This is a genomic window from Pseudarthrobacter arbutini, from assembly GCF_054510915.1.
In genome coordinates this window covers 152729-164637 of record NZ_JBTNDQ010000003.1, presented here as the reverse complement: position 1 = coordinate 164637, position 11909 = coordinate 152729, and the positions used below count along the sequence as shown (strand labels likewise).

9 protein-coding genes are annotated in these 11909 nt (G+C 66.1%); all 9 read right to left on the bottom strand.

Annotated elements, in window-relative coordinates:
- Positions 1-29 precede the first annotated feature (29 nt).
- The gene (locus tag ACX80V_RS04720; protein ID WP_485842177.1) at positions 30-1271 is read right to left on the bottom strand and encodes an MFS transporter; all 1242 of its coding nucleotides are present in this window, start codon (positions 1269-1271) and stop codon (positions 30-32) included.
- Positions 1268-2041: a DeoR/GlpR family DNA-binding transcription regulator gene (locus ACX80V_RS04715; protein WP_485842176.1), complete on the bottom strand. Its 774-nt coding sequence runs from the start codon at positions 2039-2041 to the stop codon at positions 1268-1270. Before ACX80V_RS04715 ends, ACX80V_RS04720 begins: the two co-directional genes overlap by 4 nt.
- A 45-nt stretch (positions 2042-2086) precedes the next feature.
- The gene (locus tag ACX80V_RS04710; protein ID WP_485842175.1) at positions 2087-3769 is read right to left on the bottom strand and encodes an ABC-F family ATP-binding cassette domain-containing protein; all 1683 of its coding nucleotides are present in this window, start codon (positions 3767-3769) and stop codon (positions 2087-2089) included.
- A gap of 100 nt (positions 3770-3869) precedes the next feature.
- A complete protein-coding gene (locus tag ACX80V_RS04705) occupies positions 3870-5861 on the bottom strand; it encodes a penicillin-binding transpeptidase domain-containing protein (protein WP_485842174.1) in 1992 nt (663 codons plus the stop codon).
- Between the two features lie 149 nt (positions 5862-6010).
- Positions 6011-7450, bottom strand: coding sequence for a phytoene desaturase family protein (locus ACX80V_RS04700; RefSeq protein ID WP_485842173.1), 1440 nt, complete (start codon positions 7448-7450; stop codon positions 6011-6013).
- Positions 7443-8909, bottom strand: coding sequence for a glycosyltransferase family 87 protein (locus ACX80V_RS04695; RefSeq protein WP_485842172.1), 1467 nt, complete (start codon positions 8907-8909; stop codon positions 7443-7445). The genes ACX80V_RS04700 and ACX80V_RS04695 overlap by 8 nt, the downstream gene beginning before the upstream one ends.
- 61 nt (positions 8910-8970) lie before the next feature.
- On the bottom strand, positions 8971-9132 hold the full coding sequence (locus ACX80V_RS04690) for a hypothetical protein (RefSeq protein WP_485842171.1): 162 nt from the start codon (positions 9130-9132) through the stop codon (positions 8971-8973).
- Between the two features lie 617 nt (positions 9133-9749).
- Entirely contained in the window at positions 9750-10334 is a 585-nt protein-coding gene (locus ACX80V_RS04685; protein WP_485842170.1) for a histidine phosphatase family protein, read from the bottom strand.
- On the bottom strand, positions 10331-11839 hold the full coding sequence (locus tag ACX80V_RS04680; protein WP_485842169.1) for a CCA tRNA nucleotidyltransferase: 1509 nt from the start codon (positions 11837-11839) through the stop codon (positions 10331-10333). Before ACX80V_RS04680 ends, ACX80V_RS04685 begins: the two co-directional genes overlap by 4 nt.
- Positions 11840-11909 lie beyond the last annotated feature (70 nt).

Genomic DNA, 11909 nt, shown 5'->3' with positions numbered 1-11909 from the left:
CTCCCCACCCTAATACCGGTGGGGTTCCCCTACTTGGAGGACTGGGGCGCGGAGGACTGGGGCGCGGAGGACTGGGGCTTGGAGGCCAATGGCCTCGCGGCGCCGGCGAGGAGCAGTGCCACCAGGATCGGGGCGAGGATCGCGAGGAGCGCCAGGTGGATTCCCGTGAGGTCGCCCAGGTAGCCCAGCAACGGCGGGCCGGCGAGGAACGAAACATACCCCAAAGTGGATACAACCGAGACCCGCGCCGCTGCATGCTTCGGATCGTCGGCGGCGGCTGACATTCCCATGGGGAATGCCAGCGCGGAGCCCACGCCCCACAGCGCAGCACCAACCCCGGCCAGCCAGATGTTCCCCGCGAGCACAAACAGGCACAGACCCGCCGTGGCCGCGACCATGCTGGCCCGGAGGACTACGACGCGGCCGTAGATGTCGATCACGCGGCCGCCAAAGAGCCGCATCGCCGTCATCGCCAGGACAAACAAGGCGAACATCAGGGCACCGGTGGATTCCGAACTGCCCAGGCCGTCAACAGTGGCCTTGGCGATCCAGTCGTTTCCGGCGCCTTCGGTGAGGGTTGCACCCAGGACCACAACGCCGATCAGCAGGGTGCGGCCGTCACGCCAGGCCGATGGCCCCTTCACAGCCGTCGGTTCACCCTCGACCGGAGCGGCATGGGCCGCGTGGGGGAGGAAATAGCGGGGCGCCACGAGGGCTACCACCACTACTACAGCGGCGATGACCAGCAGGTGCAACGGCAGGCCAATACCGAGTGTTGAGAGGCCCGCACCGATCAGTGCCCCCACAAAGGCCCCGCCGCTGAAGGCCGCATGGAACTGCGGCATGATGGTGCGCCGAAGCTTGTGCTCGACGTCGGCACCTTCAATATTCTGGGAAACGTCCCACAGCCCGACGCCAATGCCGAAGAAGAACAGCGAAACGGCAGTGCCCGGGATCGATTCCGCCGACAGGGAAAGGGCAATGCCCACCCCGGCCAGGGCTGACAGCAGACCGCCTGCGCGCACGGCATTGGCGGTGCCGATCTTCCCCACCACAAGTCCCGCCGTCGGAAGGGCGAGCAGGGAGCCGACGGCGATGCACAGCAGCAGCGTGCCCATCTGGCCGGAGGTCAGGTGCAGCGTCTCGGTGACGGCGGGGATCCTGGCGGCCCAGCTGGCAAAGACAAAGCCGTTGATCCCGAAGACCACAAAAGTGGCTGCGGCGGCTGCCCTGAGGGACGGTCCGGCCGTCGTGCTGGTGTTGATGCTCATGCTTTGACTACTTCCACCGAGAGCTTGTTGAGGTGTGCGAGTTCGTCCGCACTCAGGTCTTTGTCCGTAACTATCACGTTCACGGTGTCCAAGGGGGCAACCAGGGCCATCGCGGTGGCATTCCATTTGGCGCCGGCGCAGGCAACAATCACCCGCGCCGCGGATTCAAGTCCGGCCCGCTTCACTGCGGCGTCTTCCAGATCATGGGCCAGGAGACCGTCCCTGAGGTTCAGGGCGCAGGGCGTGACCACCGCCGTGTCGAAGCGCAGGGACCGGATGTTGGCTTCCGCGAGCGGGCCGCGGAAGGAGAGCTCGCCGGGAACCAGACTTCCGCCGGGGAGCAGCAGGGCGGGACGCTGGCCGGCATGCGGGTCGTCGTCGGTGACCGTCGTCAGGGCGCGCATGGACATGGGCATCAGCGTCAGTTCGCGCCCGCGGAGGACGCGGGCAATTTCCGTGGCTGTGGTGCCGCTGTCCAGCCACACGAGTTCGCGATCTCCCAGCAGGCCTGCAACGGCGACGGCGATCCTGGCCTTCACGGCCTGGTCTTCGAGTTCGCGCTGGCCGTAGCCCGGGTTTTCGCCGCCGGCAATCAGGCTCCTGGCACCGCCATGGACCCTGCGCAGCACACCATGCGATGCGAGCAGCTCGAGGTCGCGGCGGATGGTGGCGCCCGATGTGTCGCACGCCTGGGTCAGCTCTTCCACCGAGATCTCGGCCTGGTGGCGAAGCAGCTCCCCGATCAGGCGGTGCCGCTCTTCAGTCTTCATGCTCATATGATAGCAATCTTTGATCATATGAGCGCCGCCCGATGCTCAGCGGGCGCGCTCAACCCGCTTTTCGTCCCACACGGGCTCGGCGGATTCGTAGACGCGGCCGTCGGAACCGAACACCAGGAACCGGTCGAAGGTGCGGGCGAACCAGCGGTCGTGGGTGACTGCCAAGACGGTTCCCTCGAAATGGTCAATGGCTTTTTCCAGTGCCTCGGCCGAATGCAGGTCCAGGTTGTCCGTGGGCTCATCCAGCAGCAGGAGCGTGGCGCCGGAGAGCTGCAGCAGCAGGATCTGGAACCGTGCCTGCTGGCCGCCGGAGAGGGAGTCGTACTTCTGCTCCGACTGCGACGCCAGGCCGTAACCGTCCAATGCGCCGGCGGCTGCCTCGCGGCCCAGGCCGGACCGGTGCTCGTCGCCGCGGTGCAGGATCTCCAGCAGGGTCTTACCCAGGAGGTCGGGCCGGACGTGGGTCTGGGCGAAGAAGCCGGGCCGGATACGGGCGCCGAGTTTCACGGTCCCCTCGTGCGGCACTTCGGCAATATCGACGTCGGACACGGGGAGGTGCTCCCGTTCCGGGTCCGTCCCGCCCGTGGCCAGAAGGCGAAGGAAGTGGCTCTTGCCGGAGCCGTTGGAGCCGAGCACACCCACGCGGTCACCGAACCACACCTCGGTGGAGAACGGCTTCATCAGCCCGGTCAGTTCCAGTTTCTCAGCCACAACGGCCCGTTTGGCGGTCCGGCCGCCCTTCAGGCGCATGCGCACGTTCTGCTCGATCGGCAATGCTTCCGGCGGGCCGGCCTCGAGGAACTTGGCCAGGCGCGTCTGGGCGGCCTGGTAGCGGTTGGCCATATCGGAGCGGAATGCCGCCTTGTTCTTGTACATGTTGACGAGTTCCTTGAGCTTCACGTGCTCCTCGTCCCAGCGCTTGCGGAGCTCTTCGAAGCGGGCGTTCCGGTCGGCGCGGGCGTCGACGTAGGAGCCGAAGCCGCCGCCGTGCACCCAGGCGCCTGCGCCGTTGATGCCCGGCTCAAGGGTCACGATGCGGCCGGCGGCATTGTTGAGCAGCTCGCGGTCGTGGCTGATGAAGAAGACAGTCTTTTTGGACTCGTTGAGCTTGTCCTCAAGCCAGCGCTTGCCGGGCACATCAAGGTAGTTGTCCGGTTCGTCCAGGAGCAGGAGTTGGTCAGGTCCCGCGAACAGGGCCTCCAGCACCAGCCGCTTCTGCTCGCCGCCGGAAAGGCTCGACGCCGGGCGGTGCTGTGCGCGGTCAAAGGGCAGTCCCAGGGCGGCCATGCAGACCTCGTCCCAGACAGTCTCCACGTCATAACCGCCGGCATCTCCCCAGTCCACGATGGCCTGCGCGTACCGCATCTGGCTGGGCTCGTCGTCGTGCTCCACCATCGCGAGCTCGGCCTCGTCCACCTCCCTGGCCGCGGCGGCCAGGGCCGGCGGAGCGGCGGACACCAGCAGATCTCGGACCGTGGAATCGTCCCGGACCTGGCCCACGAACTGGCGCATGATGCCCATGTTTCCGGATCGCCCGATCACGCCTTCGTCCGGTACGAGGTCGCCGGAAATGATCCGGAAGAGCGTGGTCTTGCCCGTGCCGTTGGGTCCGATCAGGGCGGTTTTGGTACCGTCCGGGACCTTGAAAGTGACGCCGTTGAGCAGCTGGGTGCCATCGGAGAGGAAGTAGTCAATACCGGAAATGTCTATGTGGGCCACGCCAACAATCTTCCCACGCCCGCCCGACCCGGGTTTTTGTCCAGATAATATGCCTTCGAGGCAGTTCTGCGCGCATTATCTGGACAAAAACTCGGGGGCGCTAGCCGGCGGCGGCGGTCAGGAACTGCTTGAGCAGCGGACCCGACGTGGTGGCTCCGAGTCCGCCGTCCTCGACAAACACGGCCACGGCCAGGTCACCGTGGACGGCCACAATCCAGGCGTGCGTCTTGGGCGGGTTCTCCTTGCCAAACTCCGCCGTGCCGGTCTTGGCGCCCACCGGCGCGCCGGGAACTGTCGTCAGGAAGCCCGCGTGGCCGGACGTGACGACCGCCCGCATCATGTCGGACAGTGCCGCGGCCTCGGCGGCAGTGATGGGCTGGCCGGACGCCTTGGACGGTGCTTCCGGCGTAACGGTCGACGACGGCGACGCGTCCTCCGCCGTCGTCCCGCCGGAGGTGTCTGCCGCGGCAGCCCCGGCGTCGGGGTTCAGGACCAGCTGCGGTGAGACGGGGGATCCCTTGCCCACGGAACCGGCCATGATGGCCGCTGCCAGCGGGGACAGGAGCACCTTGCCCTGGCCGATCATCGAGGCGGCATGTTCGGTGCCCGCAGCCTCGCCCGGAACGGACCCGAGGAACGCCGCGGCGCCCAGCGCGGGGGCCTCCACCGCCACGCCCATGGCGACGGCGGCAGCCTCGAGCTGGGCCTGCGTGACTGTGTCGCGCGCAGCGATGAACGCCGTGTTGCACGAGTGGGCAAAGGCATCGCGGAGTGCCACGGACCCCAGCGACGTTTCCGGGTAACCTTCCGCGTTCTTGAACGTCCGGCCGTCCACGGTAAGGGTGGGTGTGCATTCCACCTTCGAATCGGGCGTCAGGCCGTTGCGGAGCATGGCAAGCGAATCAACGATCTTGAAGGTTGACCCGGGCGCGTACTGGCCCAGCATGGCGGTGTTGTAGCCGTTGCTTCCCGGGCCTGAGGCCGCGGCGAGAACGGCCCCCGTGGAGGGGCGGAGCGCCACGATGGCCGACGCCGGGCCTACACCGGCAAGGGTGCTCTCGGCGAGTGACTGGAGGTTCGGATCAAGGGTGGTTTTCAGTGGCGTGCCGGGGGTCGGGGCCATCTCGAAGACCACCCTGCGGGGATCCGTTCCGGCGGCCTGGATCTGTTCACGGGTCAGGTCCGCCCGCTGCGCACGGATCACCACGGCGTCGGTGCCGCGGAGCTGCGCGTCGTACTGCTGCTGGAGCCCGCCGATGCCAGTCACGTCGCCGGCGGTCAGGACGCCGTCGGACGCCTCGATCTGCTCGGCCGTGGCCTCGCCGACGGTGCCGAGGACTGGCCTTGCGAACGTGCGGCTGGGTGCCAGCGGCTGGGCTTCCGGGATGGCGCGGGCACCGGGAATGGCCGTGATCTGCGCGTCCGTGACGGTGCGGCCCTCATCACGGAGAGTGATGGCCCGGACGAACGCCTCGGCACCGGAGGCCGCAACCTGTTGGGCGTAGGCGGCGGGATCCACACCCACCAGTTCGGCCAGTTTGGTGGCTGACGCGGCGGCGTCCGCGGATCCCAGTAGCAGTCTGTCGATCCCCACGTTGACCACGGGACGGTACGTGACCAGCTTCGCGTCATCCGCGCCCAGGATGTCGGCGCGTTGCGGCGACTGGGTGCCCTTGCTCAGGATTTCGTTGTCGGCGAGTCCGGGGACCAGGGCTGCCGGGTTCCAGACCGCCAGCCAGTTATCCCCTGACTTCGTGAACTCTGCGGAGACCGTGTATTTCCACTCGCCGGTGCCGATTTTCCAGGTGTAGTCCAGCGGAACGGTTGCAGTGTCGCCGTCCAGGGTGAGCTCGCCGGCCGCCACCGTGGGCTTGTCCGGCTCCAGGGCCTTGAAGACGTCCTGGACCTGTTGCTTAGCCACCCCGGAGTCCTTGCCATCAAAGGCGACCGAGCCGACGTCGAGCGTGGAAAGAGCGGACGCAAACTGCTTGGCCGCGCTTTCGGCACCCCCTCTGCCGTCGTCGCAGGCAACCAAGGAGGCGCCGAGGATGAGTCCAGCTATGGCAAGCGATAGTTTCTTTGAGTTCCCCACGGCGCTATTATGCCCCGATTTGGAACGCGCTTGCTGTCATCCGTTCCGCGCCAACGGACAGTTGAGGCCCTACCGCTGTGCGCGAAAGGACACTTAAGCCCCGCCGCCAGGGGCTTAAGTGTCCGTTCGCGCCGGCATAGAGGCAGGGTTCAGAGGCCGAGCGAAGGGACCCCAAGACCAAATATGTCCCTTAGGGCATGTTTCGCGGCGAAGAACCCTGGCATGCCCGTTACGCCGGGGCCGGGCGGCGTAGAGGAGGAACAGAGATACACGCCGGGCACGGGCGTCCGCCATGGAACGCGGGAGACGACGGGGCGCTGGATAAGTCCGCGCACATCCATGATGCCGGCACTGAAGTCCCCGCCCGCGTAGTTCCGGTTGTAGCTGGCCAGTTCCGCCGCAGTGGTCACCCTGGTCTGCATCACCACATCCCGGAACCCGGGCGCGAAGCGCTCCAGCTGCGCGGTAACGGCCTCGCCCATGTCGCGGGTTGATCCGGCAGGCACATGGCAGTATGCCCACAGGATCTGCCGGCCGGCTGGCGCCCGGCCCGGGTCGAACCGTGATGGCTGGGCCACCAGGACGTAAGGGCGTTCCGGGTGTTTCCCGGCGGATACTTCGTTCTCGGCACGGGCCAGTTCAGCACGCGTGCCGCCGACGTGCACCGTTCCGGCGTCCCCCAGTTCCTTTGCTGCCCACGGAACGGGTCCGGACAGGATGAAGTCCACTTTGCAGGAACCATTCCCATAGCGGAACGCCTCCAGGGCTTGCCGGTACTTGGCCGGGAGGCTGTCGCCTGCAATGTTCAGCAGGTCCCGTGGGGCCACGTCCAGCAGAGTGGCCCGCGCGCCGCGGAGTTGGTGGAGGCTCTCGATCGTCGCCCCCGTCCGGATCACCCCGCCGTGGGCACGGATGTCGGCCTCCAGCGCGGCCGCAATGGAGGCCGATCCGCCCAACGGAAGCGGCCAGCCTTGGGCGTGGGCCAGTGCGGTGAGCATGAGCCCGGCGCCTGCAGAGGCCAGCGAGGGCAGCTGCGAAACCGCATGGGCGGCCACGCCGCTGAGCAGCGCAGGCGCAAGGTCCTCGTGGAACCCCGCGTTCCACAGCCGCGATCCCTGCTCCAGTGTCCGCAGCCCGAAAAGCGCCGCCGCCAGGGGATCCCGGGGGATCCTCAGCAGCTGGTGCTGCGTCAGATCCATCACACCGTCAATGCGGTCAACCAGCGGGCCAAGAAGCCTGCGGTAGGCGTCGCCGTCCCGGCCCAGGCCTTGGACCGTCCGTTCGAGGCTGTGGTAGCCGAGGGCCGCCCGTCCGCCGTCGAGCGGTGATCCGAACGAAAGCTCCGGGACCACCAGGTCTATCCGGCGTGCCAGCTCGAAGTCGCGGAAGAAGGGTGATGCCAGCGCCATGGGGTGCACGGCCGAGCAGATGTCATGGAGGTGCCCCGGCTGCATCAGTTCGGCGGTGCGGGTACCGCCTCCGATGGTATCCGCCGCCTCGTGGACTTCGACGGAGAGGCCGGCGCGCGCCATTACGGCGGCTGCAGCCAGCCCGTTGGGTCCGGACCCGACGACGGCGACGTCAGGCATGGTGTTTCGCCCGCCAAGGGAGCACCGCATGCGAGGGATGGCGGGGGCTGAACCGCAACCAGTCCGGGACTCCGTCGAACGGCCCTCCCTGTGGATCATCGAGGTGATGGCGGCGGACAGGATCGTAGTCCGGATCGTGGATGTCCCATACAACCCGGAACATCAAATATGCCGTTGCAAGCATATGTGCTGCCACGGCCAGGACGTAGTAGGGCATGTCAATATTGTGCTGGGTCGGGCCCTGGCTGGCCACCTGGCCCAGGTACATCCAGACGGCTGCCCAGTGCAGGCCTTCAACGCCCTGCCAAACAAGAAAATCCCGCCACCGCGGCCGGGCCAGCGCCAACAGCGGGATGAGCCACAGGACATGCTGCGGCGAATAGACCTTGCTGGTCAGTACAAAAGCACCCACGATGAGGAACGCCAACTGGGCCAGCCGCGGCCGGCGTGCTGCTGTCAGCGCCACCGCGGCAATCATGGTGCAGGCCAGCAGGAACACGGCCAGCGCCAGCCAGTTGATGGTTGCGGGATCCAGCACCGGCCAGCGCAGCCGCCGGGCCACCAGGTTGTAGCCGAACCATAGGGACCCGTAGCCGGCTTCCCTCGTCTCGGTGAACCTGAAGAAGTACCCCCAGCCCGACGGATTGGCCACCGCAACAGGCACGTTAATGGCCAGCCAGGCCGCTGCGCTGGCGCCTGCAGTGACCAGGAAACCGCGGATCCGCCCGGTCCGCAGGGCCAGCAGGAGGACGGCTCCGAGAACCAGGGCGGCATAGGGCTTCGTCGCTGTGGCGAGGCCAATCAGGGTGCCGGCGAGGACCAGCCTTTCCCGCGAAAAACACAGCATCCCCAGCGCCAACAACGCCACGGCCCACATGTCCCAGTTGATGGTTCCGGCCAGCACGATGCCAGGTGCCAGCGCCACCATGGCCGCATCCCAGGGGCGCCGCTGTGACATCCGGGCCGTAGCCAGCACGGTGACAATCCATACGGCTGCAACCAGAGTGGCATTAACGTCGAAGTAGCCAAGAATCCGCGCGTCGCTGATGCCCTGGCCCGGGACCATCCAGGCAGTCACCCCGGCAATGAGTCCCATCAGGACGGGGTCTTCAAAGAGAGATCCCGGGCTCAGGACCGGGAACGTGCCGTCCCCCAGGCCGCGGTTGCGGAAGAATTCCGGGAAATCGGAATAGCACGTGGAATAGAACTGGCCGGGGCTCGACCAGCCGTTGGCCCGGCAGTAGCCCTTGATGGCGAGGCCGGCCAGCGCCGCCACGACGGTCAAGATGATCAGGACACGTTCCACGGTAAAAACGCCGGGGGAGACGAGGCCGGGCGCCGACCGGGCACCCATCGGCCCGCCGATCAGTTCCGTGAAGTTCTTCAGCAGCAGGTCGCTGCGGCTCGGAACAACCAAGCGGGCGCGCCGTGGGTGCGCCGGTGGCTTCGTCTCCTGCATGTCTGAGAGCTTACCCGGGACGTGCGCTGCCGGACCGTGGACTCCATACTCGGGCCCCGCCTCAGTTCATGCCGCCCATCTGCTGGTGCAACAGGACGAAAACGTCTTCGCGTTGCCGTTCCAGCAGCTGCCCGTTGAATTCCCGGCGGTCATCCCGGACGGGCCGGTCATCCCGGACAGGCTTCCGCAGGAAGAATAGTGCGTTCTTGATTCGTTTGATCATGGTGGTCACCTCCTTTCGGCGTGTAATTGGGCATGACAAATAAAGCCATTTAATGTCGGAGCAATAACGGCATAATGAGGCAGGGAAATGCCCGGTGGTTATGAATTGTTCGCGAATGCGAAGAAGGACCCTGTTGCAGCGGCAGTGCAGACCCCAACAAAGAAGCTTGAGTTCCGAACTATGGGGATGCTGCGGCGCCGCGCGGACCAGCCCTGAAGCTATGCCGACAGGAGACTTCCAGCAGGCGTCGCCTGAGGCGAGCCACTAGCGCGAGCCATCCGAGAAGGAGGTGGCCTGGATATACCTCATTGCAAGTGACGCCGCCGCGGGGGCGGGACCAGTTGCGAGAAGGTTAGGAGGCAGACACTCCGTTAAGACGGCGCGCAAAAGCATCAGAGGCCGGGTTCGCGGTGATGGTCATCTTCCATCCGCTAGTCAAAGTAATCATTTTTCCCAACCTCCTTTTCCGTTATGCCGCTGCCTCGGCTGACTAGCCGGACAACGCGCGCCGCGACCCCGGCAAAGACGCTCTGGGGTCAGGAATAAAATTACCCTACGAATAGAGCAATGCGCCACTTAATTCGCAAAGTTTTTCAAGAAAGTTTATGAATGCGCCGTTAGAGTCCCCAGCGGACAATGGCCGGGGTCCGCTTATCCCAGCCGAGCGTGCAGACTTTCGCGGTTCCCAGGATGAAATGGCGTCCTTCGGCGGGCGGCAGTTCCAGCCAGCGCGCGGTGAGGATCCGAGAGAAGTGCCCGTGCGCCACGATCAGCACGTTGTCCAGCCCGGATTCCAGCACGCGGGCCACAATCTTGTCGGCGCGGGCAGCCACTTCGTCCAGGGATTCGCCGTTGGGCACACCATGGGTCCAGATCAGGTAGTCCGGGTTGTCCTTGCGGATCAGGTCCGAGCTGATGCCCTCATAGTCGCCGTAGTTCCATTCCACGGCCAGCGGTTCGTGCTGCGCATCAGGGTAACCTGCCAGTTCGGCTGTGCGCCGGGCGCGGCGCAGCGGGGACGTCAGGACCAGGTCGAAGTCCACCTGGTCCAGCACCTTTCGGGCCTCCACGGCCTGCTGCTCGCCTTCCACGGTCAGGGGCAGGTCGGTGAGCCCGGTGTATTGGCCGCTCTTGGACCACTCGGTCTCACCGTGGCGCAGGATCCAGAGCTGGGGACGGGGCGCGGTCATCGGGTACGTCATTTGGACTCCTCATTCGGGGAAAGTTCGACGGCGGCGGGAGGTTCTTCTTTTTCCGGAACCGGCGGTGCCGCCTCGGGCTGCTCCGCCCACCAGGCGAGCAGCCTCGTCTCGGCGTCGTCCGGTTGCAGCGGTCCGTGTTCCATCCGTTCCTCAAGCAGGTACTTGTAGGCACGGCCCACCACGGGTCCGGGTTTGAGGTTCAGGAGGGCCATGATTTTGGCGCCGTCCAGGTCGGGACGGACCGCGTCCAGGGACTCCTGCTCGCGCAGTACGGCGATCCGGTCTTCCAGGTCGTCGTAGGCGAAGGCGAGCCGTTCAGCCTTCCGCTGGTTGCGGGTGGTGACGTCCGAGCGGGTCAGCCGGTGCAGCCGTTCCAGGAGCGGGCCGGCGTCCGTGACGTAGCGGCGGACGGCCGAGTCGCTCCAGCCGGCATCGCCGTAGCCGTAGAACCGCATGTGCAGCTCCACCAGCCGGGCCACGGCCTTGATGGTGTCGTTGTCGAACCGCAGGGTTTTCATCCGCTTGGCGGTGAGCTTGGACCCCACCATGTCGTGGTGGCGGAAGCTGACCGCGCCGCCCGGTTCGAAACGCCGCGTAGCCGGCTTGCCGACGTCGTGCATCAGCGCTGCGAACCGCAGCACAAAATCGGGAGCCGGCACGGCGCCGTCGGCATCCGTTTCCAGGGCGGCGGCCTGTTCCAGGACCTGAAGGGAGTGCTGGTAGACGTCCTTGTGGCGGTGGTGCTCGTCGGATTCCAGCCGGAGCGCGGACACTTCTGGCAGCACAAACTCGGCGAGGCCGGTGTCCACCAGCAGGTCCACACCGACCCGGGGGTTCGCACCGCAGATGAGCTTGACCAACTCATCACGGACCCGTTCAGCCGAGATGATCTTGATCCGCTCGGCCATCTGGTTCATGGCCAGCCGCACGTCGTCGTGCACGGAAATACCCAGCTGCGATGCGAACCGGGCAGCGCGCATCATGCGGAGGGGATCATCGGAGAAGGAGGCCTCCGGTGAACCGGGCGTCGCCAGGACGGAGGCATTGAGGTCTCGGACGCCGCCGAACGGATCAATAAGTTCAAGGGAGGGCAGCCGCAGCGCCATGGCGTTGATGGTGAAGTCGCGGCGCAGGAGATCGTCGGTGAGTGACGTGCCGAATGCCACCACGGGCTTGCGCGACTCCGGATCGTAAGCCTCGGCGCGGTAAGTGGTGATCTCGATCTGGAAGCCGGCTTTCCGCATGCCGATCGTCCCGAACGCGCGGCCGATCTCCCAGAAGTTGTCCGCCCATTTCTTGATCAGGGCAACTGTCTGGTCCGGGCTGGCGTCGGTGGTGAAGTCCAGGTCCGGCGAGGTGCGTCCCAGGAAAAAATCCCGTACCGGACCGCCCACCAGGGACAGCTCGTGGCCGGCGTCGACAAAGCGCTGCCCGAGCTCCAGGACCACCGGGTCCACCTGGAAATCGACGGTGTTGGAATCAATCTTGTGATGTGCGTGCGCCATAGTTACTTAAGCTTGTCAGAAACCAGCGGCTTGGCAGGCCAAAATCTCCTCAAGATCGCGCCTATTCGCC

Bases quoted from the DNA above. Each gene is read 5' to 3' on its own strand.
- ACX80V_RS04700 (WP_485842173.1), bottom strand. From the start codon at position 7,450: ATGCCTGACGTCGCCGTCGTCGGGTCCGGACCCAACGGGCTGGCTGCA.
- ACX80V_RS04685 (WP_485842170.1), bottom strand. From the start codon at position 10,334: ATGACGTACCCGATGACCGCGCCCCGTCCCCAGCTCTGGATCCTGCGC.
- ACX80V_RS04720 (WP_485842177.1), bottom strand. From the start codon at position 1,271: ATGAGCATCAACACCAGCACGACGGCCGGACCGTCCCTCAGGGCAGCC.
- ACX80V_RS04680 (WP_485842169.1), bottom strand. From the start codon at position 11,839: ATGGCGCACGCACATCACAAGATTGATTCCAACACCGTCGATTTCCAG.
- ACX80V_RS04690 (WP_485842171.1), bottom strand. From the start codon at position 9,132: ATGATCAAACGAATCAAGAACGCACTATTCTTCCTGCGGAAGCCTGTC.
- ACX80V_RS04715 (WP_485842176.1), bottom strand. From the start codon at position 2,041: ATGAAGACTGAAGAGCGGCACCGCCTGATCGGGGAGCTGCTTCGCCAC.
- ACX80V_RS04695 (WP_485842172.1), bottom strand. From the start codon at position 8,909: ATGCAGGAGACGAAGCCACCGGCGCACCCACGGCGCGCCCGCTTGGTT.